Origin of the sequence: Celeribacter ethanolicus (assembly GCF_001550095.1) — a bacterium.
GTDB lineage: Bacteria > Pseudomonadota > Alphaproteobacteria > Rhodobacterales > Rhodobacteraceae > Celeribacter > Celeribacter ethanolicus.
The window spans coordinates 249,900-276,045 of the sequence record NZ_LRUC01000010.1 but is presented as its reverse complement, the minus strand read 5'-3'; the positions used below and the strand labels follow the sequence as shown (position 1 = coordinate 276,045).

At 60.7% G+C, this 26,146-nt stretch carries 33 protein-coding genes; 17 read left to right on the top strand and 16 right to left on the bottom strand.

All coding sequences use genetic code 11. From position 1 onward, the window contains the following. Positions 1-303 precede the first annotated feature (303 nt). The 5 genes from NH195_RS05825 to NH195_RS05805 all read right to left on the bottom strand — a co-directional run bounded on the left by NH195_RS05825 (position 304) and on the right by NH195_RS05805 (position 2,312). Positions 304-465, bottom strand: a complete 162-nt coding sequence (locus NH195_RS05825; protein WP_155846082.1) for a hypothetical protein — start codon at positions 463-465, stop codon at positions 304-306. A 63-nt stretch (positions 466-528) separates the two neighbouring features. Then, complete coding sequence (locus tag NH195_RS05820) at positions 529-747, bottom strand: hypothetical protein (protein ID WP_066704459.1); 219 nt, start codon at positions 745-747, stop codon at positions 529-531. A 56-nt stretch (positions 748-803) separates the two neighbouring features. Beyond that, complete coding sequence (locus NH195_RS05815) at positions 804-1,010, bottom strand: cold-shock protein (RefSeq protein WP_066704457.1); 207 nt, start codon at positions 1,008-1,010, stop codon at positions 804-806. A gap of 222 nt (positions 1,011-1,232) precedes the next feature. Continuing rightward, positions 1,233-2,054, bottom strand: coding sequence for a transglutaminase-like domain-containing protein (locus NH195_RS05810; RefSeq protein WP_066704455.1), 822 nt, complete (start codon positions 2,052-2,054; stop codon positions 1,233-1,235). Between the two features lie 63 nt (positions 2,055-2,117). Then, positions 2,118-2,312 (bottom strand): hypothetical protein, encoded by a 195-nt coding sequence (locus NH195_RS05805; protein WP_066704453.1) that lies wholly within the window; start codon positions 2,310-2,312, stop codon positions 2,118-2,120. Between the two features lie 748 nt (positions 2,313-3,060). Here NH195_RS05805 and NH195_RS05800 point away from each other — a divergent pair. Together NH195_RS05800 and NH195_RS05795 are read left to right on the top strand one after the other, a co-directional pair. Further along, complete coding sequence (locus NH195_RS05800) at positions 3,061-3,324, top strand: DUF982 domain-containing protein (RefSeq protein ID WP_066704452.1); 264 nt, start codon at positions 3,061-3,063, stop codon at positions 3,322-3,324. A 293-nt stretch (positions 3,325-3,617) separates the two neighbouring features. Further along, positions 3,618-4,442 (top strand): glycosyltransferase, encoded by an 825-nt coding sequence (locus tag NH195_RS05795; RefSeq protein WP_066704451.1) that lies wholly within the window; start codon positions 3,618-3,620, stop codon positions 4,440-4,442. 105 nt (positions 4,443-4,547) lie between these two features. On the opposite strand, the gene metG is transcribed toward NH195_RS05795, so the two are convergent. After that, positions 4,548-6,266 (bottom strand): methionine--tRNA ligase, encoded by a 1,719-nt coding sequence (gene metG, locus NH195_RS05790; protein WP_066704450.1) that lies wholly within the window; start codon positions 6,264-6,266, stop codon positions 4,548-4,550. Positions 6,267-6,404: 138 nt separating this feature from the next. Beyond that, positions 6,405-7,160 (bottom strand): SDR family NAD(P)-dependent oxidoreductase, encoded by a 756-nt coding sequence (locus NH195_RS05785; protein ID WP_066704448.1) that lies wholly within the window; start codon positions 7,158-7,160, stop codon positions 6,405-6,407. 208 nt (positions 7,161-7,368) lie between these two features. Between NH195_RS05785 and NH195_RS05780 the strand changes: the two genes are divergently transcribed. From NH195_RS05780 to NH195_RS05765, 4 genes are all read left to right on the top strand, one after another. Continuing rightward, positions 7,369-8,409 carry an aldo/keto reductase gene (locus NH195_RS05780; RefSeq protein WP_066704446.1) on the top strand — a complete coding sequence of 347 codons (1,041 nt, stop codon included), beginning with the start codon at positions 7,369-7,371 and terminating at the stop codon, positions 8,407-8,409. Between the two features lie 35 nt (positions 8,410-8,444). Further along, complete coding sequence (locus tag NH195_RS05775) at positions 8,445-8,798, top strand: hypothetical protein (protein WP_066704444.1); 354 nt, start codon at positions 8,445-8,447, stop codon at positions 8,796-8,798. Positions 8,799-8,848: 50 nt separating this feature from the next. Beyond that, on the top strand, positions 8,849-9,301 hold the full coding sequence (locus NH195_RS05770; protein ID WP_162265850.1) for a lipocalin family protein: 453 nt from the start codon (positions 8,849-8,851) through the stop codon (positions 9,299-9,301). A gap of 99 nt (positions 9,302-9,400) precedes the next feature. After that, on the top strand, positions 9,401-10,768 hold the full coding sequence (locus tag NH195_RS05765) for an MATE family efflux transporter (RefSeq protein WP_066704442.1): 1,368 nt from the start codon (positions 9,401-9,403) through the stop codon (positions 10,766-10,768). On the opposite strand, the gene NH195_RS05760 is transcribed toward NH195_RS05765, so the two are convergent. Together NH195_RS05760 and NH195_RS05755 are read right to left on the bottom strand one after the other, a co-directional pair. Continuing rightward, positions 10,765-11,169: a hypothetical protein gene (locus tag NH195_RS05760; RefSeq protein WP_066704437.1), complete on the bottom strand. Its 405-nt coding sequence runs from the start codon at positions 11,167-11,169 to the stop codon at positions 10,765-10,767. The two genes, NH195_RS05765 and NH195_RS05760, sit on opposite strands and share 4 nt — an antisense overlap. Then, positions 11,166-12,368: a pyridoxal phosphate-dependent aminotransferase gene (locus NH195_RS05755; RefSeq protein ID WP_066704510.1), complete on the bottom strand. Its 1,203-nt coding sequence runs from the start codon at positions 12,366-12,368 to the stop codon at positions 11,166-11,168. The genes NH195_RS05760 and NH195_RS05755 overlap by 4 nt, the downstream gene beginning before the upstream one ends. Before the next feature lie 134 nt (positions 12,369-12,502). Here NH195_RS05755 and NH195_RS05750 point away from each other — a divergent pair, with 134 nt between their 5' ends. Together NH195_RS05750 and NH195_RS05745 are read left to right on the top strand one after the other, a co-directional pair. Further along, on the top strand, positions 12,503-12,781 hold the full coding sequence (locus NH195_RS05750) for a succinate dehydrogenase assembly factor 2 (protein ID WP_066704435.1): 279 nt from the start codon (positions 12,503-12,505) through the stop codon (positions 12,779-12,781). A gap of 139 nt (positions 12,782-12,920) precedes the next feature. Further along, positions 12,921-13,418, top strand: coding sequence for a MarR family winged helix-turn-helix transcriptional regulator (locus NH195_RS05745; RefSeq protein WP_066704433.1), 498 nt, complete (start codon positions 12,921-12,923; stop codon positions 13,416-13,418). 24 nt (positions 13,419-13,442) lie between these two features. Here NH195_RS05745 and NH195_RS05740 read toward each other — a convergent pair whose 3' ends face one another. Together NH195_RS05740 and NH195_RS05735 are read right to left on the bottom strand one after the other, a co-directional pair. Then, positions 13,443-14,180: a DUF1194 domain-containing protein gene (locus tag NH195_RS05740; protein ID WP_162265849.1), complete on the bottom strand. Its 738-nt coding sequence runs from the start codon at positions 14,178-14,180 to the stop codon at positions 13,443-13,445. Continuing rightward, the gene (locus NH195_RS05735; RefSeq protein ID WP_066704429.1) at positions 14,174-14,596 is read right to left on the bottom strand and encodes a VOC family protein; all 423 of its coding nucleotides are present in this window, start codon (positions 14,594-14,596) and stop codon (positions 14,174-14,176) included. Before NH195_RS05735 ends, NH195_RS05740 begins: the two co-directional genes overlap by 7 nt. A gap of 144 nt (positions 14,597-14,740) precedes the next feature. Between NH195_RS05735 and NH195_RS05730 the strand changes: the two genes are divergently transcribed. The 4 genes from NH195_RS05730 (at position 14,741) to NH195_RS05715 (ending at position 16,887) form a co-directional block, all read left to right on the top strand. Beyond that, a complete protein-coding gene (locus NH195_RS05730) occupies positions 14,741-15,535 on the top strand; it encodes a thymidylate synthase (protein ID WP_066704427.1) in 795 nt (264 codons plus the stop codon). Between the two features lie 10 nt (positions 15,536-15,545). Further along, positions 15,546-16,019, top strand: a complete 474-nt coding sequence (locus NH195_RS05725; protein WP_066704425.1) for a dihydrofolate reductase — start codon at positions 15,546-15,548, stop codon at positions 16,017-16,019. A gap of 123 nt (positions 16,020-16,142) precedes the next feature. After that, positions 16,143-16,457, top strand: a complete 315-nt coding sequence (locus NH195_RS05720) for a hypothetical protein (RefSeq protein ID WP_066704424.1) — start codon at positions 16,143-16,145, stop codon at positions 16,455-16,457. Between the two features lie 91 nt (positions 16,458-16,548). After that, entirely contained in the window at positions 16,549-16,887 is a 339-nt protein-coding gene (locus NH195_RS05715) for a hypothetical protein (RefSeq protein WP_066704422.1), read from the top strand. Here the strand turns inward: NH195_RS05715 and NH195_RS05710 are convergent. Together NH195_RS05710 and NH195_RS05705 are read right to left on the bottom strand one after the other, a co-directional pair. Next, positions 16,862-17,497, bottom strand: a complete 636-nt coding sequence (locus NH195_RS05710; protein ID WP_066704509.1) for a GDSL-type esterase/lipase family protein — start codon at positions 17,495-17,497, stop codon at positions 16,862-16,864. The two genes, NH195_RS05715 and NH195_RS05710, sit on opposite strands and share 26 nt — an antisense overlap. Before the next feature lie 76 nt (positions 17,498-17,573). After that, complete coding sequence (locus NH195_RS05705; RefSeq protein ID WP_066704420.1) at positions 17,574-17,780, bottom strand: cold-shock protein; 207 nt, start codon at positions 17,778-17,780, stop codon at positions 17,574-17,576. Between the two features lie 245 nt (positions 17,781-18,025). Here NH195_RS05705 and NH195_RS05700 point away from each other — a divergent pair, with 245 nt between their 5' ends. Further along, complete coding sequence (locus NH195_RS05700) at positions 18,026-18,337, top strand: arsenate reductase family protein (RefSeq protein ID WP_066704418.1); 312 nt, start codon at positions 18,026-18,028, stop codon at positions 18,335-18,337. Positions 18,338-18,389: 52 nt separating this feature from the next. After that, the gene (locus NH195_RS05695; protein ID WP_066704416.1) at positions 18,390-18,758 is read left to right on the top strand and encodes a hypothetical protein; all 369 of its coding nucleotides are present in this window, start codon (positions 18,390-18,392) and stop codon (positions 18,756-18,758) included. Here the strand turns inward: NH195_RS05695 and NH195_RS05690 are convergent. Both NH195_RS05690 and thrS read right to left on the bottom strand, forming a co-directional pair. Then, positions 18,755-20,257, bottom strand: coding sequence for an SLC13 family permease (locus tag NH195_RS05690; protein ID WP_155846081.1), 1,503 nt, complete (start codon positions 20,255-20,257; stop codon positions 18,755-18,757). The genes NH195_RS05695 and NH195_RS05690 overlap by 4 nt on opposite strands. Before the next feature lie 116 nt (positions 20,258-20,373). Next, positions 20,374-22,320 (bottom strand): threonine--tRNA ligase, encoded by a 1,947-nt coding sequence (thrS, locus tag NH195_RS05685; protein ID WP_066704414.1) that lies wholly within the window; start codon positions 22,318-22,320, stop codon positions 20,374-20,376. Between the two features lie 190 nt (positions 22,321-22,510). On the opposite strand from thrS, the gene NH195_RS05680 reads away from it, so the two are divergent. The 3 genes from NH195_RS05680 (at position 22,511) to NH195_RS05670 (ending at position 24,814) form a co-directional block, all read left to right on the top strand. Then, positions 22,511-23,182 carry a DNA-3-methyladenine glycosylase I gene (locus NH195_RS05680; RefSeq protein WP_066704411.1) on the top strand — a complete coding sequence of 224 codons (672 nt, stop codon included), beginning with the start codon at positions 22,511-22,513 and terminating at the stop codon, positions 23,180-23,182. Between the two features lie 93 nt (positions 23,183-23,275). Then, positions 23,276-24,043, top strand: a complete 768-nt coding sequence (locus tag NH195_RS05675) for an alpha/beta hydrolase (protein WP_066704409.1) — start codon at positions 23,276-23,278, stop codon at positions 24,041-24,043. Positions 24,044-24,100: 57 nt separating this feature from the next. Continuing rightward, on the top strand, positions 24,101-24,814 hold the full coding sequence (locus NH195_RS05670) for an alpha/beta fold hydrolase (RefSeq protein WP_066704408.1): 714 nt from the start codon (positions 24,101-24,103) through the stop codon (positions 24,812-24,814). A 56-nt stretch (positions 24,815-24,870) separates the two neighbouring features. Here NH195_RS05670 and phaZ read toward each other — a convergent pair whose 3' ends face one another. Then, positions 24,871-26,145 carry a polyhydroxyalkanoate depolymerase gene (gene phaZ, locus NH195_RS05665; protein ID WP_066704407.1) on the bottom strand — a complete coding sequence of 425 codons (1,275 nt, stop codon included), beginning with the start codon at positions 26,143-26,145 and terminating at the stop codon, positions 24,871-24,873. Position 26,146: the final 1 nt, after the last annotated feature.

Genomic DNA, 26,146 nt, shown 5'->3' with positions numbered 1-26,146 from the left:
CCCATTCGGGAACCGCAAATTCTGCGCTCGCAAACATCAGTTTTTCAACAGAATCGGCGGAGAGCCGCCATTCGCTGCACAGCAAACAAATGACCGCATGCGCAACGAAGCGAAAAACGTGGATAATTTAAAGCACAGCATCCCATGAAACGCGGTTTGTAAAAGCAAAGCGGCAGAGGCTATGCTCTGCCGCTTCACCTTCCGGTGGTGCATCAACGAATGCTGATCGGCTCTATCGTCGCCTGATCGCGCTCAGTCGGACCACCGAAAACGCCATCTTCCATACGTTATAGAGAGATGACGTCATTCCTGGACGTTTTGCGGCAAGGCTTGTCGCGTGTCCAAAGTTTTGTCCGCTACAAGGTGTTCAAAAAAATGATGCCAACCGAGGTCGGATTTATTCTTTTGAGTAAGCGTCATCATCGCAGAGCTTTGCGCGCCTGCGGGGGTCTTTTTGAGTGTCATGTTTGGCCCTCCATCGTATTCCGAAAACATCCCGGAATTTCATCTTGAGCCCATGAAATCGGCTCAAGTGCTTTTCTTGTCGAAAGCAGGTGGAGCGTCAGTTGCGTCCTTGCCTGCATCGCGCGCCAGTCGTGCGGCCTTGAGGCTGGCCGTCAGGTCGGCACGTCGTGCTGCCTCCGTTTCGATGATCTCGCGGGCCGCCGCAGCCGTACGGTCATGCGGCGTGGCTGGCTTGCTCGTCGTTTGGCGAAACAGGGAAGCGGCCTTGTCTTTATGGGGCATGAAGCCTCCTTGATCGAGGGACCCGGCGATGAACGCCGGGTCCGAAACCGGTCAGATCAGGCGAGTGCCAGATTGGTTGCGGACTCGCGTCCGTCGCGTCCGGCTTCGACATCGAAGGTCACGTCTTGACCTTCATCCAGCTGCGCGATGCCACCGCGTTCCATCGCCGAAATATGGACGAAAATATCGCGACCACCGGATTCCGGTGCGATGAAGCCGAAGCCTTTAGTTTGGTTGAACCATTTCACAGTGCCATTGGCCATTGTGATGTCTCCTTGAGTATTTTGCAGCCCACGTGAATGCGGTTGCCCGGCACAGTCTGATCGAAATGGCAGACTGGAACCGATAAGGGAGACAGGATGCAGATGGAAAAAACGTTGCTCCTATTGGGTACAGGACGAGGCTCCGAATAGCAAAGGAAAAGAAATAAAAGATTTTTTGTGCGCAGCGCGCCCCGTCTCTCGGAATTGTCTTATAGCGGCACATCAGCTGATCTGATCACTCCAGACTTCGAACCCCGTCAGGACGTTCTCGCCGAAAGAATGGGTCAGAGGCACGTCCGCGGCATCGCGCCCCTGCGCGACCAGAACGCGCCCAATGCGCAGCATGTTGTTGCGCGGATCGAACACCCACCAGCGCCCATCGAGCCAGACCTCCATCCAGGCGGCGAAATCGCCCGGCGGATAGGGCGGCTCCATGCCGATGTCGCCGAGATAGCCGGTGCAGTAGCGAGCCGGGATGTTCATACAGCGGCAAAAGGTGATCGCCAGATGCGCGTAATCGCGACAGACGCCCTGCGCGTCGCGATAGGCCTGCGCGGCGCTGCGGGTGGCATCCGCAGCAAGGTAATCGAAACGGATATGTCCATGCACGAAATCACAGATCGCCTGCACCCGAGCCAATCCGGGGGGCGTGTTTTGAAACAACTGCCAAGCCGTGTCGGATAGCGTGTCGGTGTCGCAATACCGGCTGCCCAAAAGATAGACGAGCACCTCGTCCGGTAGGGCCTCAACGGGGGCCTGTGCGCCGATTTCGGGGCGCGCATCGGGCAGGCCGCTATCCCGGATGATCGTCTGCGTCTCGACGGTGAAACGCCCTTGTGGTGCAACCAGCCTCGTGCACCAATTGCCGAATCCGTCACGATAGCCGCTCATCGGTACGCGAGGCATGGTGGTGAGGTGATCGGGGTATTCCAGATCGCTGACCCGTGAGAAATGGACGTTCAAAAGAGCGATTATCGGGGTCGGTTGCGGTAGCTCGAACTGGAAACGGCAGCCGAGTTTGATGCGAAGATCAGGCGGGGTCATGACATGGCTCCTGTCCGGTGTCATCAAACTCTACGGGTGTCAGGAAGGACACCTGCGTCGGCTTCATGATTTGCGATTATGGCGCGACCATGCCTTGCGCAATTCGGAGCCGACGGGGGCATAGGACTCATCGAAAATCGAGCGACGCGGTTTCGGTGCCTCGCCAGTGGTCGGCTTAGTGGTCTTGATCTGGGGCTTTTGTGTGATGGGTGTTTTCTCGGCGTCGGTTTCGGTGCCGTGAGCAATGTGTTTTGTCATGTTGAGTGTCCTTTCCGGGAGCAACCTGCGGATGCGGAAAAGACGCCACAGACATGTGGCAGCCTCCTCGGGATCGGCAACTTGGGACCAGTTCGTTTGGTGTGTCGTCCGGATACGAGGAGAAACTGGGGGCATATTGCGCACCGCAGCGATGGCGCGGGTCGTCGCCCGCCTGTGAGAATTTCCTTGTAACCTCAATAGATATGGGGGATCGCGCACCGCATTACCAGTGAAATGACATGCGAGCGGCGCAACTTGTCCCCAAAGTCACCGTGGGATGGCAAGACGCAGCCCCACTTGCCCAAGTTTCAGAAAATAATAGTGATTGTTTTCCATAGCTAAGGCGGGTTTCGAGGCTTTCTCAGAAAAATGCCTCGTATTTCGGTGGCAGAGCATCTATCTATGCCTCATACGTCTGGCCCGTGGCGCATTTACCGAATGGCCCGCAGATGTGTCGATGTCTCTCTGTAATCCGCGCGAGGCAGACGACGCGATTGATTGCTCAATCGCAAAATTTATCACCTGACCAGAACGATGGGTCCGCAGCACGGTGCAATAAGCCCGTGCGACGCAGGTGCATGGTGGAGACATTCCCCTGCGCCGTGCCCACGTCCGGTCATTTCTCTTGAGTTCATCTGAACCAAGTCACCCAAAAGGGCGGATGCCGTTGGCCGCACGCCACGCACTGCCCAAAACCGCGCTCCCGTCTTCACGGCTTCGCGGTTTGCATCCGAGAAGGAAGAAGATCTTGATAGAAATTTACTGGGGCACCCCCCTGTCGCTCGTCACTTCACCCGAGGGCGACGTGCATAAATTCGGCACCATCGAAAAAGCGCGCCACTGGCTTCACCGTAAATGGCCCGTGTCAGACGACGCGCGGCAACGCGCGCTAGAGACAATTGAAGCGGCAATGGATTGCATGGCCCCTGTCGGCGAGGCGCGCAAAGCGTTTATGATGGCCGCGAAAACCGCAGGTTTCTTGCCTGTGGTGGCAACGCAGACAGTCGCATAGCCGAGTTATCCCTCAGGTGTCTGCTTTCGGCTCCCACCGGACATTTTCTGCTCAATGCGTGAAGGTCGGGTCAGGGCCGGGTGCGACACGTTGTACGAGAAAAATGCCTATTTCCTAACTTCCATAGGCCTCTTTTGTTCTATTTTTGTTTGCGTGAGAAAAAGTTTCTAAGCCATTGTTTGTATTGTGAGCGAGCTTGACTTAAAATCCTTAGGCCGTATAGGCCGTGCCGGTTCGAGTCCGGCCGCGGGTACCAGGGTCTCCGGAAGACCGTCTGAGCAAAGGGATGCGCCGTGCAATTCACGTCCGAAGTCATCATCGCGACCTATAACAAGCCGGACTATCTGCGCCTGTGTCTCAAGAGCATTGCGGAGCAGAGCCAGCGTCCCACCTCGATCTGTCTGGCCGATGACGGCTCCGACGCCCGGATCGCCCCGGTGATCGAAGCTTTCCGTGAGGCCCATCCTGATCTGCCGCTGCGCGGGTCGTGGCATGAGGATCTGGGCTTTCGCAAATCCGTCGCGCTGAACCGGGCGATTGCTGGCTCGACCTGCGACTATCTGGTGTTTCTCGACGACGATGTGATCCTGCACCCCGAGGCTCTGGCGCGGCATTTCTCCTGTGCCACGCGCGGGCGCTATCTCACCGGCTCGCTGATCCGTCTCGATGCCGATCTGACGGGGCGGCTTCTGGAGGCGCAGAGCTATGGCTGGGCAGAAGGCCGTCTCGCGGGCTGGACTCCGAAAGGCCGCTCGCAATGGCTCAAATCCATGCCCTTTCCGTCGGCTGTCATGGCGCTTTTCGACCATCTCTCGCCGGTCGCACCGAATTTTCAGGGGGCCTGTGCTTCGGTCTGGCGCGAGGACGTTCTGCGGGTCAACGGCTTCGAGGGCAACATGTCCTATGGCGGGCTCGACAAGGAGATCGGCGTGCGGCTGCGCAATGCGGGCATTCGTGGTCGCCATGTGCGCTACACCGCCCCGGCCTATCACCTCGATCACGGGCGTTCCTATGCCGATCCGAAGGTCAAAAGCGCGAACCGGGACTATATTCTCGCGCTGCGCAAATCCGGTGAAACGCGCGCCGTGAACGGCATCGCCGAGCTGGACGCCGTCTGAGCGGTCCGACAAAAGTCCGACAGGTGTCCGACGCAAATCCGACACTAAAAAAGCCCTCCGTCTGGAGGGCTTTCTTGTCTTATTCGAACATTTGCGCGATGCGGCTTAGCTGCGAATCCCGGCGAATTTGGCCTGCCACTCTTCGCGCTGCTCGTCGTCGATTTTGGCGAAAAGATTGTCGGGAACGACGAAAGCATGACCGGGTTTCAGCGCCTCAAGCGCCCCCGCAACGTCCTCCGGCCAATCGAGATCCGTCAGCGCCAGAGCGGTCTGGAGCTTGCCCGCCGTGTCGGGGATGAAGGGCGCGGAGAGGCGCGCGTAAAGCCCGATCAGGTTGAGGCCCAGACGGACCTGTGCGGCAGCCTTCTTCGGGTCTTCCTTGAAGGTCGACCAAGGGGCGGCCGATTGCAGATACTCGTTGCCCGCGACCCAGATGGCGCGGAGCGCATTGGCGCCCTTCCGCACGTCAATTGCGTCCATATGGCTTTGATATTCCGCCACTTTCGCGGTCAGGTCGGCAATCAGCGCCTGTTCCTGTTCGCCATATTCCCCACCTTCCGGCACGGTTTCGCCAAACTTGGAGCGGCAGAATTTGGTGATCCGCGAGACGAAGTTGCCCAGCACATCGGCGAGGTCTTTGTTCACCGACACCTGGAAGTTTTCCCATGTGAACTCGCTGTCCGAGCTTTCCGGTGCGTGGGACAAAAGCCACCAGCGCCAGTAATCCGAGGGCAGGATCGACAGGGCCTGATCCATAAACACACCGCGCCCGCGCGAGGTGGAGAACTGGCCGCCGTCGTAGTTCAGATAGTTGAACGATTTGATGTAATCGACCATCTTCCACGGTTCGCCCGCGCCCAGCATGGTGACCGGGAAAGACAGGGTATGGAAGGGCACGTTGTCCTTGCCCATAAATTCCACATATCGAACATCGTCCGCGCCCTTATCGGTCCGCCACCAACGTTCCCAGGCCTCGTCCCCAAGCCCTTGTTTCTCGGCCCATTCCGCGCCGCAGGCAATGTACTCGATCGGGGCGTCGAACCAGACATAAAACACTTTGCCGTCCATGCCCTCCCAGGGCGCGCCCTCGAATTGCACCGGCACGCCCCAGCTCAGATCGCGGGTGATCCCACGGTCCTGCAAGCCGTCGCCGTCGTTCAGCCATTTCTTGGCAATCGACGTGGTCAGAACTGGCCAGTCGGTCTTGCTGTCGATCCAGTCATTGAGTGCATCACGCATGTTCGACTGTTTAAGGTAGAGGTGTTTCGTAACCCTTTCCTCAAGGTCCGTTGCGCCAGAGATCGTCGAATGCGGGTTGATCAGATCGGTCGGATCGAGCTGTTTGGTGCAATTGTCGCACTGATCACCGCGCGCGCTGTCATAGCCACAATTGGGGCAGGTGCCCTCGATATAGCGATCCGGCAGGAAACGCCCGTCTGTCACGGAATAAATCTGTGTCTCTTCAACCACTTCGATCAGGCCGGCCTCGTAAAGCCGGGTGGCGAGATATTGGGTCAACTTGTGGTTCTGCGCCGAGGACGACCGCCCGAAATGGTCGAAGGACAGGCGGAACCCGGCGGCAATCTCCGCCTGAACGTCGTGCATCTCGGTGCAATAGTCTGCGACAGGCTTGCCCGCCTTCTGCGCCGCGATTTCGGCCGGCGTACCGTGTTCGTCGGTGGCGCAGAGGAACAGGACCTCGTCGCCCCGCGCCCGGCGGTACCGCGCGTAAAGATCGGCAGGGAGCTGGGAGCCCACGAGATTGCCGAGATGCTTGATGCCGTTGATATAGGGCAGGGCGGAGGTGATGAGCGTGCGTGCCATGTGGGTCGTCCGGTCGTCCGTTACAGATATCTTCCCGTTTCTCTATCGCGCCTGACCGCAAAGAGCCAGAGGGCAGGGGGTACAGACGAAAAAAGGCGCGCGGGGATGCCGCGCGCCAGTGTCCAACAGGGAGTTGAATCAGAGTGCCGTGTAGCCCGAATCCACGAGGTGATAGGAGCCGGTAATGAAGCTCGCCCGATCCGACAGGAGGAAGGCGACAAGCGCCGCAACCTCTTCGGGTTTGCCAAGCCGTTTCGCGGCATGGCGTGCGCGGAGATTTTCGAGCACCTCTTCGGGCAGGGAGCCGACCACGAGCGGGGTTTCGATATAGCCCGGCCCCACGGAATTGACGCGGATATTGTCGGCGGCCATTTCGAGGGCTGCCGCTTTCGTCATCCCCACGACCCCGTGTTTCGCGGTCACATAGGCGGAAATGTTGAGATCCGCGACGGAGCCAAGGATCGAAGCCATGTTGACGATTGCACCGCCGCCGGTGATCTTCATCGCCTGCGCGCCGTAATGCATGCCGTAGAACACACCCATCAGGTTGATGTCGATCACCTGTTTCCATTTTGCCGGGTCCACATCGGTGATCGGTGACAAGGGGCCGCCGATGCCTGCGTTGTTCACCAGAAGATCGAGCTTTCCTGTCTCAATGACGGCGAAATCCACCATGGCTTTGACGCTGTCGGGATCGGAAACATCCCCTGCGAAGGCCAGAGCCTTGCCGCCGGTTTTCTCTATCTTGGCTACTTCGGTCTTGGCCGCATCGCCGTGCAGATCGGCAACGATGATCGTGGCTCCGCCGCGCGAAAGCTCTTCGGCAACCGCCGCGCCGATCCCGGATGCGGCCCCTGTGACAATCGCGGTTTTGCCGTCGAAACGAAGGTCCATGATCCATTCTCCAATAATATCGGTCTTGTCTTTTCAAAAGATCAGATAAGCTGTTCCGGCACTTTGACGAGGCGCAAATCTGCATCGCAGATATGCGCGAATGTGGAGTTTCGGAAAACGTCGCGAAAAACTTTGTGCCGACGGCTTGCTCTGCGGCGCAGCGAGGCTAGTGTGAGCCGCAACTCGCACTGACACAGGACAGCTCCCCATGAAAATGCGCAAAATTGGCCGCAGCGATCTTCTGGTTTCCGAAATTTGCCTCGGCTCCATGACCTGGGGCAGCCAGAACACCGAGGCCGAGGGCCACGCCCAGATTGATCGGGCCAAGGAAGTCGGTGTGAATTTTATCGACACCGCCGAAATGTACCCGGTGAACCCGGTGCGCAAGGAGACGGCGGGGGATACCGAAGAGATCATCGGCCAGTATCTTGCGGCACGCGGCGGGCGCGAGGACTGGGTGATCGCCTCGAAAATCGCGGGCTCCGGCAATATCAACGAAGAGGGCATTCTGGCCTCGAACTTGGAGGCGCGTCTCGACGCGAGCCTCAAGCGGCTGAAGACCGATTATGTTGATCTCTACCAATTCCATTGGCCGAACCGTGGCTCCTATCACTTCCGGCAGAACTGGCGGTTCGATCCGTCGAAACAGCCCTCTAAGGCCGAGATCGAAGACAATATGCGCGGCGTGCTCGAGGTCATGGCGAGCTTGCAGAAAAAAGGCAAAGTGCGCGAATTCGGCACCTCCAACGAAAGCGCATGGGGCATGTCGGAATGGTTGCGGCTGGCGACCGAAATGGGCGCGCCGCGGATGCAGTCGATCCAGAACGAATATTCACTGATGTGCCGCCTCTACGACCTCGATCTGGCGGAGCTGGCGGTGCATGAGGAGATCACGCTTCTGGCCTATTCGCCTCTGGGGGCGGGTCTTCTGACCGGCAAATACGAGGGCGGCACGGTGGTGCCGAAAGGCTCGCGCATGGATTTGAACGGCAATCTCGGCGGCCGTGTCGCCGAACGCACATGGCCCGCCGAGCGCGCCTATGTCGCGCTTGCGCAAAAACATGGACTCGACCCGACGACCATGGCCGTGGCCTGGACCCTGACGCGGCCTTTCGACACCATGCCGATCATCGGAGCGACCTCTGTCGAACAGCTTGAGAAATCTCTCGACGCGCGCGATATTGTGCTCGACGCGGAGCTGCTCAAGGAGATCGAGACCCTCCATAAGGCACATCCGCTGCCCTATTGAGCCGCTATTGAGGCCCTGTTGAGGATTGATCGAGTATGCGTAAATTCGTTTTGCCGGTGCTTGTCGCACTGGCGTTGACCGCCTGTCAGGCCGAGACGCCGGAGCCGGATGCGGGCTATGGCCTCGCGGGGTATAACCCAAAAGCGTCAGAGAGCGAAAAAGCGGCCTGCGAGGAGCAAGGCGGCGAGTTTCGCGCCGCCGGCCTCGGCGGTTTCATGACCTGTTTCACAACTCCGAAGGATGCGGGCAAGAGCTGTTCGAAATCCACCGATTGTTCGGGCAACATATGTCTGGCCCGCTCGCGCAGCTGTGCGCCGATCATGCCTTTGTTCGGCTGCAACGACATTCTGGATGCCGAAGGGCGGCAGGTGAGCCTGTGCGTGGATTGATCTCTCGGGGATGGGTTGCCGCGCTTTCTCTTGCGGTTCTGAGCGGCTGCATGACCCCGGCGCCGAATGCCGGTGGGTTTCGCGATCCGCAGGCCAACATGTCTTCCATCGCTGCGCTCGATGCGCTGAAATTCTCCGGTCGCTGGTATGAGGTGGCGGCTTTCGTGCCGGAAGGCGCGTCCTGCGTCATCGGCGCGGTGACCTTCACCCGTCAGAAGAGCGGCGATCTCATGGTGACCGAGGGGCCCTGTGCCGATGGTCGCCCGCGTCAGGGGCTGGCACGGCAGGTCGGTCCGGGGCGCTATGCCTTTGCGGGCGATGAGTTCTGGGTGCTCTGGGTGGATGCGGAATACCACACGGCGGTGATCGGATACCCGTCCGGTCAGGCCCATGTGCTGTCGCGCGACATGGTCCTGCCGCCGGATCGCAAACTGGCGGTCCAGGGCATCCTCGAATGGAACGGCTACGACATCTCCCGCCTCCGTCCTGCGCGCCGGAAATGATCTGACGGCAAGCGGTTTCGCGCCCCTTCACGCGGTGTGATGGGGCAGGCCAAAATTTTTGACTAGGCGGTTCGGAAAAACCCGCCTATAGGCCCTTTCATGATCATGGAACGCACATATTTCGAGCACGCGAAAAAGATTCTCGCGCTGGGCCTGCCCTTGGCGGGCTCTCAATTGGCGCAATTCGCGGTGCATATGACCGATGTCATCATGATGGGGTGGTACGGGCTCGATGAGCTGGCCGCCCTCGTGCTGGCCTCGGGCTTCTGGTTCATCCTGTTCATTCTCTTCGCGGGATTTGCCTTTGCCGTCATGCCTTTGGTTGCCACGGCGGCGGGGCGGGGCGATAGCACGACCGTGCGCCGCGCCACCCGCATGGCGATCTGGCTCTCGCTGATCTCGGGCGTGGTGATCTATCCGATCTTCGGGTTTTCCGACGACATTCTCGTCATGCTCGGTCAGGAGCCGCATATCGCCGCGCAGGCCCGGCCCTATCTCGCCGTCGCCGGGATCGAAATGTTCCCGGCGCTCATCGTTGCCGTCTTCCGCAGCTATTTCTCCGCGCTCGAACGCACCCGCGTCGTGCTGTTTGCGGTGGTCGGAGCGGTTCTGCTCAATGCGGGTCTCAATTACATCCTGATCTTCGGCAATTTCGGCGCACCGGAGCTGGGCGTTCTGGGCTCCGCCATTGCCTCGCTGATCGTCAGCATCTGCATGATGATCGTGTTGGCACTCTATGCCGCCAAGGCGACGCCGGAAAACGATCTGTTCCGCAATCCGTTCAACCCGGATTGGGCCATGTTCTCCACCGTGTTCAGGATGGGCGTGCCGATCGGCCTGACCTCGCTCGCCGAGGTGGGCCTGTTCAATGCCGCCGCCCTGATGATGGGCTGGATCGGCACCGAGACGCTCGCCGCGCACGGCATTGTTTTGCAGCTCACGGCCATCGTCTTCATGGCCCAGATCGGCCTGTCGCAGGCGGGAACGATCCGCGCGGGCAACGCCATGGGGCGCGGTGATGAGGCGGATCTGCGCAAGGGCGCGCGTGTCGTCGTCGTCATGTCGCTGGTGATGGCCGGTCTGGCGTCTCTGCTGTTCATCCTCGTGCCGGATTTCCTCATCGGGCTGTTCATCGCCCCCAACGAACCCGCCCGCGACCAGGTGCTCGCCATTGGCGGTACGCTCATCATCATCGCGGCGGCGCAGCAGTTCTCCGACGGCGGTCAGGTCGTGGCCCTGTCCCTGCTTCGGGGCCTGCACGACACGGCGGTGCCGATGTGGCTCGCCAGTTTCAGCTATTGGGTGCTGGGCCTGCCCGCCGCCTATATCTTCGGCTTTGTTCTGAACTGGGGGGCGACGGGGGTCTGGATGGGCTTTGTCTTCGGTCTGACCGCCGCATGGGTGAGCATGAGCTATCGGTTCTGGAAATACAAATCCCACATCTCGCGGGGCGCGGGGGCGGCTTAATCCTTTTTCAGGATCCGGTCGGCCTTCTTGCGCACCAGAACCGTGCGCAGGTCATGCATCGCCAACAAAAGCGCATCGGTCACGTTCTCCAACTGCTCGTCTGTCGCCCGGGTCTGCACCCAATGGGCGGTCAGGTTGAGGTAGTCGATGGCGCGGTGGATGTCGTCAATGTCGCGTTGCGCCAAAAGCGCGACGCGTTCCGCCATCCACTCTTCGATCACGCGCAGATCCTCGGGCGTCAATTCACGCCCGCCATGCGGCTTGATCTCCCCGTTTTTCACGTTCACCGCCGCGATCTGTTCCATCTCGATCCGGCGCTGACGGTTTTCCGTGTCCACCCGGAACACAAAGGCGCCGTTGTCACGGACACGGAAGTAATATTCGGGGAGATCGACGCTCATTTCAGCCCTTTGCAGAAGGCTTGGATGCGGGTGCAGGCCTCTTTGAGGGCCTCGTCCGAGGTGGCGTAGGAGACGCGGAAGTTGGGCGAAAGACCAAAGGCCGCGCCGAACACCACGGCGACGCCGTTTTCTTCCAAAAGGGCGGAGGCGAATTCCTCGTCATTGGTGATCTTGGCCCCGCCCGCCGAGGTCTTGCCAAGGCAGCCCGCGATGTCCGGGTAGACGTAAAATGCGCCCTCGGGTGTCGGGCAATGGATGCCTTCGGCCGCGTTCAGCATCTCGACCACCATGTTGCGGCGGCGCACGAAGGCTTCGTTGTTGGTGGCGATGAAATCCTGCGGCCCATTGAGGGCCTCGACTGCGGCATATTGCGAGATCGAACAGGGGTTCGAGGTCGATTGCGATTGCACCTTGCGCATCGCTGCAATGAGTTCCACCGGACCCGCCGCATAGCCGATCCGCCAGCCGGTCATCGCATAGGCCTTGGACACGCCGTTCACGGTCAACGTGCGCTCGTAGAGACCCGGCTCGATCTCGGCGGGGGTGCAGAATTCGAACCCGTCAAACGCGAGGTGTTCGTACATATCGTCCGACATCACCCAGACATGCGGATGTTTCATCAGCACGTCCGTGAGCGCTTTCAGCTCTTCTTTCGAATAGCCCGCGCCCGTCGGGTTCGAGGGCGAGTTGAAGATGAACCATTTGGTCTTCGGCGTGATCGCGGCGTCGAGTTGGTCGGCCGTGATCTTGAACGCGTTCTCCAGCTTGCCCTCGATCGCGACCGGCGTGCCGCCCGCGAGCAAGACCATATCCGGGTAGGACACCCAGTAGGGCGCGGGGATGATCACCTCGTCGCCCGCGTTCAGCGTCGCCACCAGCGCGTTGTACAACACCTGTTTGCCGCCCCCCGACACAGAGACCTGCGCGGGCACATAATCGAGGTTGTTGTCGCGTTTGAACTTGGCGCAGATCGCTTCTTTCAGCTCCGGCAGCCCGTCCACGGCGGTGTATTTCGTTTTGCCTTCCTCAATGGCGCGGATGCCCGCCGCCTTGATGTTCGCGGGCGTGTCGAAATCCGGCTCACCGGCACCGAGGCCAATGACATCCTTACCCGCGGCCTTCAGCTCGCGCGCCTTGTTGGTCACGGCGATGGTCGGGGAGGGTTTCACACGGGAGAGCGTTTCAGAGAGGAAGGGCATGGTCATGAGTCCATTTGCGTTAGATCGCCGTAGTGATAGCGTCAAAACCGGCTCGCCGCCAAGACGTCCCCTTGCGATAAAGCCGCAATGCGTGCAAAAAGCCTGCGATCACCGGAGAGCGCGGGAAGAAAACCATGACCGAGACCATCGACATTCGCCGCAAACGTCTGAAAATCCGGGCCTGGCGGCGTGGGATCAAGGAAATGGACCTGTTGATCGGCGGCTATGCCGACGACCATCTTGCGACCATGACCGAGGTCGAACTCGATGAATTCGAACGGCTGATGGACGAGCACGATCAGGATCTTCTGTCCTATGCGACCGGCCTGAAACCCGTGCCCGAGGCGATCAGGCCGATGCTCGACAAACTCATCGCCTCTGCCGATCACGCCTCCTGGGGCATCAAGGGTTAAGGCCCGCTTACCGGAACCGGCGCCGACTTCACGCAATTTTTCCATCAATTTGCGACGATTCGAGAAATTTGCGCGATTTAACTATATTTTGGGAAATTCGCGGCAATCTGCCTCCGATGAGCCTTTGGCGGAGTGACAGATGAGCATGCATTCAACATTCGTAAAACCGGTCGAAACCCCCTTCATGTCGCAATATCTTGAGGCGCTTTCGCTCGTCGAAAGATTGCACCGGCTGTTGCTCGACGTGATCAAGGATGAATTCGAACGGGTCGGTATTCTCGAAATCAACGCGGTTCAGGCGCTTTTGCTGTTCAACATCGGCGAGAACGAAGTGACCGCCGGGGAGCTGAAATCCCGCGGCTATTATCAGGGCTCGAACGTGTCCTACAATCTCAAGAAACTGGTGGATATGGGCTATATGCACCATCAGCGCTGCGAAATCGACCGCCGCTCCGTCCGGGTCAAGCTCACCGACAAGGGCAACCATGTGCGTGTCACCGTCGCTGATCTCTTTGCCCGCCACGCCGAAGGGCTTCAGGGCAAGGGCGTGATTTCGTCGGAGGGTATCGAAGACATCAACAGCTCGCTGCGCCGGGTCGAACGCTATTGGGCCGATCAGATCCGCTATATCTACTGAGGGGGGGCGCGCCTCTCTCCCCCGTCACTTCGCCAGAGCCCCCGTCTCCTCGAGCCATCCGACCGACACCGTCTGCAATTCCTTGAGCAATTTTCGGGTCATCGCGTGCTCGTAATCCTCATAATTACGCGCCCGCTCGACAAAGGCCCCATGGCCCTTGAGTACGGCCCCCCGGAAATAGCTTTCCAGCATGTTGAGCTCCGCCTCGACTGCTTCGGCACTGGCCTGATCCGATCCCGTCGAGACGATCAGCCCGTTGATGGTAACATCCGCCAGCTCCGGTTCAAACCGCACCCGCTCCGGTTTGTTCCCTGCGTTCGAGCGTCCGTCTGCGGAGAGATCGAGCGTCAACCGCCAACAGTCCTGCCGCTCCCGCAACAAGACCCCGCCATGGCGCATCGCCTCGCCAAGCGCCGTGCCGATGCCATGCGGCACCCGCTCTGTCGCCCGCAACGTGGCTTGTACCTCGGCCAGATCTTCGGTGCTCCGGATCGGCCGCCACGCCACAAGATCGCGCGGCGCATCGTCCGCCGCCCATTCGTAAACCGCGATCCAGACCGGCGCGCCTTCCATCGCCAAAAACGCCCGCTGAACCTCGGGTGCCGCGAGCGCACTTGCCAGCCCTTCGATCTGGAGATGCCATTCCACGGTATCCACAGACCCCGACACATCGAGCCCAAGCGCCAGCGCCTGACGACAAGTCTCCGCCTCTGCGGTTCCCGCGCCCAACAGCGCCAGTGCGATGAGGCTCGATTTTACCAATGCCCGGTGTTCCCCATTGAGGCCCATGGCTCGGCGGGGGCAAGGCTCTCGCCCTTTTGCAAAAGCTCGATCGACACATTGTCCGGCGAGCGCACGAAGGCCATATGCCCGTCGCGCGGTGGCCGGTTGATCACCACACCCGCGTCCATCAGTTTCTGGCAGAGCGCGTAAATATCTTCGACCTCATAGGCCAGATGGCCGAAATGTCGGCTGTCCGACGGAAGCCCTTCGTCGCCATCCCAGTTATACGTCAGTTCCACCGGGCATTCCGGCTGACCTTCGGGGGCCATGAAAATCAACGAAAACCGCCCGGCCTCGCTTTCATGGCGTTTGGTCTCCTTGAGCCCCAAAAGCTCGAAAAACGCCATGGATTTTTCCAGATCCTTCACCCGGACCATCGTGTGCAGATAGCGCATAGGACTTCCTCCTGTCTGTCTTTGTCCGAACTCTAGCCTCTCATTTGGCAAATTCCACGTTTTTGCGCGCTTGCCGCTTGGCGAACCCCCTTTGCATTTGTATGACTGGACTCCCGGAACCCACAACATCTTGGGGGATGCGACGTGCAGCAATACCACGACCAGCTCAAAACCATTCTGGCCCATGGGGTCGACACTACGGATCGCACCGGCACTGGCACGCGATCCTATTTCGGACTTCAGGCGCGCTACGATCTGGCCGATGGGTTTCCGATGGTCACCACGAAAAAGCTGCACCTGCGCTCGATTATCCATGAACTTCTGTGGTTTCTGTCGGGTGACACTAATATTCGCTACCTCAAGGAGAACGGGGTTTCGATCTGGGACGAATGGGCCGACGAGAACGGCGATCTCGGGCCGGTCTACGGCGCGCAATGGCGCAAATGGCCGGGGCATGAGCGCGGGTCGATTGACCAGATCGAGAACCTTCTGGCCGCGATCCGCAACAGCCCCGATTCCCGCCGCCTCATCGTCTCCGCCTGGAACCCGGCAGAGGTCGACAACATGGCGCTGCCGCCGTGCCACACGCTCTGGCAGGTGAAAATCCTCGGCGGCAAGATGCATCTCCAGCTTTACCAACGCTCCGCGGACATGTTCCTCGGCGTGCCGTTCAACATCGCCTCCTATGCGCTTCTGCTCGCCATGCTGGCGCAGGTCACGGGCTATGAGCCGGGCACATTCGTGCATTCCATCGGCGACGCGCATATCTATGCGAACCACATGGATCAGGTGGAGCTGCAACTCTCGCGGACGCCGAAAGCCCTGCCGAAACTCCGGCTCAACCCGGATGTGACAAACCTGTTCGACTTCAAATTCGACGACATCGAGATCCTCGACTATGACCCCGATCCGGCGATCAAGGCGCCGGTGGCGGTCTGAGGGCGCGCGCATGATCACACTCATCGCAGCCCGCGACCGCAATGGCGTCATTGGCAAGGACAACACCATCCCTTGGGAGGCCCCGGAGGACATGCGGTTCTTCATGCGCGAAACCATGGGGGGCGCGGTCATCATGGGGCGTCACACCTGGGACAGCCTGCCGTTCAAGCCTTTGAAAAATCGCCTCAATCTCGTTGTGTCCAGTCAAGGTGTCGATCATGAACATGTCTTCGCCACGGTTGAGGAGGCAATCGCCTTTGCCCGTGCCGAGGGCCGCGCCCGGATCTACGCCATGGGGGGCTTCGGGATTTACAAGGCCATGTTGCCACTGGCCGACCGGCTCGTGATCACCGAGGTGGACACGGAAGTCGAGGGGGCTGACACATGGTTCCCGGCTTTCGATCCGATGGACTGGCGCGAGGTCTCCCGCATGGTGCTGCGCGAAGCGGCACCGCGTTGTGACGTTGTGGAGTGGGTGAGGTAAATCTTCTTCTGCGGCGCGGATTGTTTTGGATGGGTGGACAATCTGCCGGGGGAGCGAAGCAAAACTTGCCGCCTATGCCGCAGAGGGCTAGGCTTTTGCCAAGTTCACCATGGAGTATGAGTGATGAAAAACGCCGTTCTCGCCGCCATCGCAACCCTTGTTGCCGCACCGGCCTTTGCCCAAGGCACACAGCCCTATAGCTACACCGTGCCGACCGTCGCCTACACCGGGGCCAGCGCCAATTACTGCCCTGCGGGGTTGCAGCCGGTGATGGGACCCGATGGCATAAGCTGCGGGCGTCCGACCATGGCGGGACCTGCCGCCGCCGCGCCGCGACCGATGCCTGCGAAACCCGCAGCCCCGGTCGAGGCCTCTGCCGTCACGCCCACGCCGCCCGCCGCCTATGAACCCGACACGATCATGATGGGTGGAAACTGACAGTCGCGAAGAGCCCAGTTTCTGCGCTTCCGTGCGGATTTTAGCGCGCTGAGTGTCATTTTCATGTTACATTTGATGCATGAGCATTCGAATGACAGGCCTTTTGACGGCAGTGACCGGTCTATGCGCCAGTTTCGGCGCCGGATTGGATGCGCAAAATCTGATCGGGGAGGTTCTGTGCGGCGCACAGGACGAGATTCACGCGAAACTCACCCGCCAGTTCGGTGTAGTGAAAACGGGTGCGGGGCTGCGCGGGCCGGAAGCGATCATGGAAATCTGGACCAACCCGACGACCGGCGACTGGACCTTGGTGCAAAGCTATGCCGAGGGACGTGCCTGTATTCTGGCCATGGGAGAGGCCTGGGAGATGAGCGGGTCTGAGACCGGTGAGACCGGGCCTGCTCCTAGTCTTCAATCTCCGAAAGGATGAACGCCGCAACCGCACGACCGAGCACCTCATGGGCTGCGGCATCGAAATGCACGCCGTCGAGATCGGAGACGGAAATCACCTCATTGGCGTCGAACACCGCCACATCGCGCGCCTCCGCCTCGGCGCGCATCGCGGCTTGTACCGCCTCTGCCTTCTCCGCCGCCCCCGCGTAAGTCTCGGCCAGACAGCCGGCGCCATGGGGACGCGGTGGCAGGATCAGGATCGGCTCGAACCCACCGTGCCGTGCCTGCATCTCTTCGGAAAGCGCCACATCGAGGTGGAAACCGCAGGCTGCGGCAATGTCCTCGGGATCGGCTTCGAAATGCGCCTTGAGATCGTTGGTGCCGAGCATGATGGTCATCGCATCAATCGGCCCGTGGCTCTCCAATGCGATGAACAGCCCCAGACGCCCGTCCATATGCGGCCCCATCTCCGGGTCGGGGAAGGCGAATGTCCGCCCCGGCAGGCCCTCTTCGACCAGATCCCAGCCCAGAGTCTCCGCCATCGCCACCGGCCAGCGCCGGGCAAGACGCGGCAGGTCGGAGGGACGGCTGCGCATCGGTTGCGTGCCATGGGTGTTGCTGTCGCCGAAGGTGAGGATCGAAGGCATTGCGGTCTCCATATGAAAAGCGGCCCCGGGCATATGCGCGGAGCCGCCGAATTTCAATCACATGTCCGATCTCGGATCAGAGCGCCTGAAGCTCGGTCGCCGAGGCGCGGCCGTCACGGCCTTCGCGCAGTTCGTAGCCGATTTTCATGTTGTCCGCGAGGCCGGTCATCCCGGCGCGCTCAACCGCGGAAATATGGACGAAAACGTCCTTGCCGCCATCATCGGGGGCAATGAAGCCGTAGCCTTTGGTGGTGTTGAACCATTTTACGGTGCCGGTGGGCATATCCCGTCTCTCCTTGTCGTTTCATCCGCCGCAACGTGCGACGGGCCGGTGCAGCCAGGTCTTCCAAGTCTTCCTGCTGCCCCATAGATAAAGGAGCGGTCGTTCGAAAGTCAGCAGTCACGCTTTCGAGTGTGAAGAAAGTGCGTATAAAGGCAAGCGACAAAATCGTAACAGTCGGGGCGGACAGGCGAATTTGCCTGAAAAGCCGCCAAAGCGCCACAAAATGGACCACTGAGGAGAGCGAAATGACGCTGATTTATGGGATCAAGACCTGCGATACCTGCCGAAAAGCGGTGAAAGCGCTGGGGGAGGAGCTCACGGACATCCGGGAAACGCCGTTGTCGCGGGCACAACTTGAGCGATTCCATGCGGCCTTTGGCGAGGCGCTGGTCAACACCCGTTCGACCACATGGCGCGCTCTGTCGGAGGCGGAGCGCGCCCGCGATCCGCTCGATTTGCTGACGGATCATCCGACCCTGATGAAACGTCCGGTGATCGAGCGCGACGGCACGCTCTATCTCGGCTGGGGCAAGGATGTGCAGGCCGCACTTCTTTAATCCCGCCGCAGGCGCGCCTATGTAGAGGCGACAGGCAAATCAGGAGCAACAGATGCGCAACGCGGCACTGGTCTTGGGCATTTTGGGCGGCGTGCTCGCCATGCTCGTCGGGTTCTTCAGCTACGGCTACACCGAAGCGATTGACCATTGGGGCGAGGTCGAGGGGCTGTTCGAACAGGTCCGAAACGTCGATCTGATCCGGGCGACGAGTTTCTTCGCGCCGATCCTTGCCATCGCCGGCGGTGCCATGGCCCGCGCCCGCGCGCTTTGGGGCGGGGGGCTGATGTTGCTGGCCGCAGCCCTGATGTACAATGGTTTCGGCTTCAACGTCTTTACCATGTTCCCGCTGGGCTTCTGCGTCTTGGGCGGTCTTCTGGCACTGGCTGCCGGCAAGCCCGACGAGCCGAAAGCGCATTTCTAAATCCCGAAGACCAGCGGCGCCAGAAGCTCCATCACCGCGAAAATCACCAACCCGGCGAGGATGTTGAGCCAGAATCCCGCCCGGACCATATGTTTCAGCGTCAGCTTTTCATAGGAAAAGATGATCGCATTGGGCGGGGTCGCGACCGGCATCATGAAGGCCATGGATGCCCCCATCGCAACCGGCACGGTGAGCCAGAGCACGTCGATCTGAAGCCCCACGGCAACGGCGGCGAGGATCGGCAGGAAGGTGGCGGTCGAGGCGGTGTTGGAGGTGATCTCCGTCAGGTAGATGATCGCAAAGGACACCACGAGGATCAAAAGCCAGAGCGGCACATGTTCCAGTGCCCCGACCCGGTCGCCGATCCATTCCGCAAGCCCCGTGGCCTCGAACGCCCCGGCAAGCGCCAACCCGCCGCCAAAGAGCAACAGCACGCCCCAGGGCAGGGTGCGCGCGACGCTCCAGTCGACGAGAAACCCTTTGTCCCGGCTGATCGGCAGGGCGAAAAGTGCCAGTGCGGCGGCAATCGCGATGCCCGCATCGCCGATGGGCAGGCCGAGAAAGCCGCGACTGATCCAGAGAAAGGCCGCAACCCCGAAGACCAGCGCCACGAGTTTCTCCGCCCGGCTCATCGGCCCGAGCGCCTTGCGCTCATTGTCGATGACACCGCGCACGGAGGTCATCTCCAAGGTGCGGGAGGGGAAAATCACTCGTGTCAGAAGCACATAGGTCAGCGGCAGCATGATCAACACGACCGGAATGCCGATTTTCATCCAGCCGAAAAAGCCGATCTCGATGCCGTAGTTCTCCGACAGAAGGCTGGCGAGAAGCGCGTTCGGCGGTGTGCCGATCAGCGTGCCGACCCCGCCGATGGAGGCGGCATAGGCGATGGCGAGCATGAGCGAAATGCCGAAGCGGTCGGCTTCTTTATGGTCGCGGGTTTGTGAGGCGATGAAGTCGATGACGGAGACCCCCACCGCATACATCATCACCGCTGTTGCCGTGTTGGAAATCCACATCGACAGAAAGGCGGTGGCCAACATGAAGCCCATCACGATGCGCGAGGGTGTGGTGCCGATGGCCGCGACGATGCCAAGCGCGATGCGCCGGTGCAGCCCCCATTTCTGCATGGCGGCGGCCAGGATGAAGCCGCCGAGGAAGAGAAAGATCAGATGCGAGCCATAGCGTGCCGTGACATCGCCCACGGGCATGATGTTCATCAGCGGAAAGATCACGACGGGCAAAAGCGCCGTGGCTGGCAGCGGTAGCGCCTCGAACAGCCACCAGATCACCATCCAGAGCGTCACCGCAATGAGCTGCCATGCTTCGGGCGTCATGCCCGTGGGCGGCGGCAGAAGCAGCAAAAGCGCCATGGCCAGAGGCCCGGCGATCAGGGCCACGAGGCGCGTCGTGGAAATCCGGTTGTCCGTGCCGGTTTGAGGCAGGTGCGACGGCTCGGTCTGGGCCTTAAGTTCCGGTTTCTTGAGATGACTGGTCATGGGCTCCTCCCAAAGCGCTCTGTATATATGTCTTGCAACCGGAGCGGGGGAGGGGATGCGACAAAAGAACCGCGCGCTCCGGGGGGAACGCGCGGCGGTTTCTCATCGGATCAGGCTCAGGCCAGATCGGGCGCCTGCGCGTCTTTCGACAGTCCGGCGACGATCTCGTCCAGCGCCACGACGGCGGTTTCCTTCTGGCCCAGACGACGCACGGTGACGGTCTTCTCCTCGACCTCACGGGCGCCGACGGCCAGAATGACCGGCACTTTGCCAAGGCTGTGCTCGCGCACCTTGTAGTTGATCTTCTCGTTGCGAATGTCGGCCTCGGCGCGCACGCCTGCAGCTTTCAGTTGCGCGACCACCGCGTTCACGTAATCGTCGGCCTCCGACACAATGGAGGCGACCACGACCTGGCGCGGCGCAAGCCAGAACGGCAGGTGCCCCGCCGAGTTCTCGATCAGGATGCCGATGAAGCGCTCGAACGAGCCAAGCACGGCCCGGTGCAACATGATCGGACGATGTTTCGCGCCGTCCTGACCGATGTAATTCGCATCCAGTCGTTCCGGCAGGTTCGGGTCGACCTGAAGCGTGCCGCATTGCCATGCCCGCCCGATGGCGTCGGTCAGAACGAATTCAAGCTTCGGCCCGTAGAACGCGCCTTCGCCTTCCTGAATCTCGAAATCGTAGCCGGCGGCCTTGCAGGCATTGCCCAGCGATTCCTCGGCGTGATCCCAGCTTTCTTCCGACCCGATGCGCTTTTCGGGCCGGGTCGACAGCTTGATCTCCCAGTCGTCAAATCCGAGATCGGCATAGATTTTCGCAAGAAATTCAATGAATTTCTTGGTCTCCGCCTCAATGTCCTTTTCCTCGCAGAAGATATGCGCGTCGTCTTGGGTAAACCCGCGCACCCGCATGATCCCGTGCAGCGCGCCCGAGGGTTCGTAGCGGTTGCAGGACCCGAATTCCGCGATCCGCAAAGGCAGGTCGCGATAGGATTTCAGACCCTGGTTGAACACCTGAACGTGGCAGGGGCAGTTCATCGGTTTCAGCGCGTTGACGGTCTTCTCGCGGGCATGATCCTCGTCCACTTCGACGATGAACATGTTTTCCTGATAATTGTCCCAGTGCCCCGAGGCTTCCCAGAGCTTGCGGTTCACCACCTGCGGTGTGTTCACCTCGACATAACCGTCACGCTCCTGCTGACGACGCATGTAGTCCTGAAGCGTGGTGTAGATTTTCCAGCCGTTCGGGTGCCAGAATACCTGACCGGGGGCCTCTTCCTGCATGTGGAACAGGTCCATTTCGCGGCCCAGCTTGCGGTGATCGCGCTTGGCAGCCTCTTCCATCATGATTTCCCAGGCTTTCAGATCCTTGCGGTTCTTGAAGGCCACGCCGTAGATGCGCTGCAACATCGGCCGGGAACTGTCGCCCAGCCAATAGGCGCCCGCCACATGGGTCAGCTTGAACGCATCCGCCGGAACTTGCCCGGTGTGCTGGAGGTGCGGGCCACGGCAGAGATCCTGCCAGTCGCCATGCCAATACATCCGAAGCGGCTCGCCTTCGGGAATGCGGTTCACCAGCTCGACTTTGAACGGCTCGTTGCGGGCGTTGTAATAGTCAATCGCCTCGTCGCGGCCCCAGATCTCCGTTTTGACCGGTTCGCGGGCGTTGATGATGTCCTTCATCTTCGCCTCAATCGCGCCGAGATCCTCGGGCGTGAACGGCTCTTCGCGGTCGAAGTCGTAGAACCAGCCATTGTCGCGCACCGGGCCGATGGTCACTTTGACATCGGGCCAAAGCTCCTGCACCGCCCGCGCCATGATATGCGCAAGGTCGTGACGGATCAGTTCGAGCGCGGGGGCGTCGTCTTGCATGGTGTTGATGGCGATGCTTGCGTCCTCGTTGATCGGCCACTGGAGGTCCCAGTGCTGACCGTTGACGGACGCGGAGATCGCTTTCTTCGCAAGGCTGTTCGAGATGCTTGCGGCCACATCGGCAGGGGTCACGCCAGCATTAAACTCGCGCGAATTGCCATCGGGGAATGTGAGAGAAATCGGTGCCATGTCGGCTCTCCTCGTCGGTTTGGCGCCTACCAAGCGCCCGGTTGCGGGTATATAAGTGTCGCGCTTTTCGCGCGCAGATCTGCCTATGTCAATTGCAAACAGGCTTTTAACATCCAATTGTTACACGAGTTTTCTTGATTGTAGCCATTCCGGGCAGCAATCTTTCTCTGTCCGACATCAGGAGATTCACATGCATACTTATGACGAAATCCTTGCCATCGCCGCCGAACGCAAAGGCGGGGCGGAAGAGGTTCTTCGCGACGTTTATATCCCGAAACTTCCGCATGAAATGGCCGAGACCCCCGATGCGGTCTGGCTGGCGGAGATGGCCAAACATATTTTTCAGGCCGGCATGTCGTGGAAGGTGGTGGAGGGCAAATGGCCCGGCATCGAAGAGGCGTTTCACGGCTTCGATGTGGCCTATGTCGCGGGGCTTTCCGAAGACGAGATCGCGGCGCTGACGAAAGACGCGCGTCTGATCAAATCCGCGCCCAAGATCAAGGCCGTGGTCGACAATGCGAAATTCATCGCCAAGGTCAGCGCCGAGAATGGCGGCTTTGGCAACAAGATCGCCTATTGGCCCGCCGAAGAGTATTTCGACCTTCTGGACTGGCTGAAAAAAGAGGGCGCGCGTCTGGGCGGCAACACCGGTGCCATGGCGATGCGCTGGTGTGGCCGCGATGGGTTCATCCTGTCCGATAGCGTCGTGGCCCGGCTGATCGCCGAGGGCGTGATCGACAAGGCACCGACCTCGAAAGCCGCGAAAAAGGCCGTGCAGGAGGCGTTCAACACCTGGCGCGAACAGTCCGGCCAGACACTCAACACGATCTCGCGGGTGCTGGCCCAGAGCATCGACGCCTGAACCGAGCAGATGTGACCCTACGCCGTCTTGGCATCTCTGCGCCCGGCCCTATGCTGGGCGCGAACCAACAGGGAGTGAGCAGGGGAGTACGCCATGACCGATTTTCTCGACACGCCTTCGGGGCGCAAGGTCGCCTATCACCGTTTGCCGGGTGTCGGGCCGGGCATCGTGTTCCTCGGTGGCTTCATGTCGGACATGGAAGGCACCAAGGCCATCGCATTGGAGGCCTGGGCCCGCATTCAGGGCCGCCCCTTCCTGCGCTTCGACTATTCCGGCCACGGCCAAAGTTCGGAAAACTTCGAAGACGGCTGCATTGGCGACTGGGCCGCAGATGCGCAGGCGGCGATCGAGGCCCTCACGGACGGCCCTCAGATCCTCGTCGGTTCTTCGATGGGCGGCTGGATCTCGCTTCTGATGTGCAAACGCATCCCCGACCGTGTCGCCGGTCTCGTCACCATCGCCGCCGCGCCGGATTTCACCGAGGACGGTTTTTGGGCCGGATTCGACGCGATACAGCGCGCCACGCTCAACCGTGACGGCGTCGTCATGATGCCTTCGGGGTATGACAGCGATTACCCGATCACCAAACGTCTGATCGAGGATGGGCGCAGCCAACTGGTGCTGCGCGATGCGCTGCCCTTGCCCTTCCCGGTGCGGTTTTTGCAAGGCACGGCGGATACCTCCGTTTCCACCGAAACCGCGATCCGGCTCTTGGGCCATGTGACAGGCGACGACATCCGCCTCACCCTTGTGAAAGGTGCCGATCATTCCTTCTCGACCCCGGACTGCCTCGCCACCATCGAGGCGGCGATCACCGAGGTGACAGGGCGGATCCCGGCCGGTTCCGTGCGACCCGCTTGACCTTCGCGGCAGGTCGCGCCATTTGAAAAGGGACCAGAATTCTCAGGACCAGCCCTCATGACCGAAAGCCTCGTGCTTTTGCCCGGTTTTCTTGCCGATGGACGTGTGTTCACCGATCAGATCGTCGATCTGAGCCGGGATCATGCGGTGATGGTCGCACCCTTGCAGGGCGAAAGCCTCACCGAGATGGCCGATGCGGTTCTGGCCGTCGCGCCGCCGAAATTTGCGGTCGCGGGCCATGATCTCGGGGCCTCCGTCGCCACCGAAATCTTGCGCCGCGCGCCGGGCCGCGTCACCCGCATTGCGCTGATCTCCGGCTCCGCGCAGGCCGAGCCGCCCAATGCCGCCGCCGCCCGTGAGCCGCGCATGGTCAAGGCCCGCACCGGGCGTTTCGGCGAGGTTCTGCTCGAAGAACTGCCCTCGACCGCGCTTTACGAAGGGCCGCATCGCAACGCCATCCGAGATCATTGGCTCGATATGGCGATGGAGGCGGGGCTCGACGCCTATCTCACCCAGTCGCGCATCCTGCAACGCCGCCCGGATCATCAGAACGTGTTGCGCCGCGCCCGCATCCCGGCCCTGGTCATGGGCGGGGCCGCCGATACGATCTGCCCGCCGCGCCGTCAGGATTTCATCGCCCAACTGATGCCGCGCGCCGATTTCGTGCTGATCGAGAAAGCTGGTCACATGCCCATGCTCGAAGCGCCGCAAACCGTGTCCCGCGCGCTCAAGACCTGGCTCGAGGCCGAAGCCCCCTTCGTTCTGCGCTGATCTCCTTTGCTGGAGAAATACTCAAAAGAAACGGCGCCCTGTGGCGCCGTCTTTCGTTACCCTGCCTTGGCTTCGGTATCTTTCCCGGCCACCACCCGCGGTCCGGAATTGGCGTCGATGAAATCGAGCACCAGAGGCCGGATGTTGGTGCGCCAGCTCTTGCCCGCGAAAATCCCGTAATGCCCGGCGCCGGGTTCGAGGTGATTGGCCTTCTTGCTGTCCGGCAGGCCGGTACAGAGATCGAGCGCGGCGACACATTGGCCCGGCGCGGAAATGTCGTCTTTTTCGCCTTCGACGGTTTTCACCGCCACATCGGTGATCTTGCCAATATCGACCTTTTTGCCCGCCACGGTGAACTCGTTCCTGGCAATCTCAAGCCCCTTGAAAATGCGCTCGACGGTCGAAAGGTAGAACTCCGCCGTCATGTCCATCACGGCGAGATATTCGTCGTAGAACTTGTTGTGCCGGTCATGCTCGCCCGCCTCACCCTTGGCGACGCGCTGAATCTGATCGGCGAAGGCCTTGGAATGGTTGTCCATGTTCATCGCGATGAAACTCGAGAGCTGCAACAGCCCCGGATAGACCTTGCGCCCGACGCCCTTGTACTTGTAGCCGACGCGCTGGATCATCGCCTGCTCGAGCTGGCCCATGGTGACGCGGTTGCCGAAATCCGTGACTTCGGTCGGGGTCGCGTCCGGGTCGATCGGCCCGCCAATGAGCGTGAGCGAGCGTGGCTGCGCCTTCGGGTCTTCCTCGGCGAGATAGGCGGTGGCCGCAAGCGTCAGCGGCGCGGGCTGGCACACGGCGATCACATGGGTGTTCGGTCCAAGATGTTTCATGAAGTCGACGAGGTAGAGCGTGTAATCCTCGATGTCGAACTTGCCTTCGGAAACCGGGATGTCGCGGGCGTTGTGCCAGTCGGTGATATAGATCTCGCAATCCGGCAAAAGCGAAATGACGGTGGTGCGCAGAAGCGTCGCATAATGCCCCGACATCGGCGCAACCAGAAGCACCCGACGCTTCATCTCGGCGCGGCCCTGCACCTTGAAATGAATGAGATCGCCGAAGGGGCGCGGCACCTCGACCTTGACCTCGACAAGGTGATCGCGACCGTCTTCGCCGACGACCGAGCCGATGCCCCAGTCCGGTTTCGCCACCATGCGGGAAAACGCCCGCTCCGTCACCTCGCCCCAGGCGCGCAGCCATTGGAAGGCGGGGTTCGGCATCATGGCCACCGCCGGGTAGGAGCCAAGCGCCAGCGCCGAGGCGCCGAGCCACTGGTTCGTGTTGCGGATCGTTTCCATCATGTCGTAGGTGGCCATGTAGCGCATG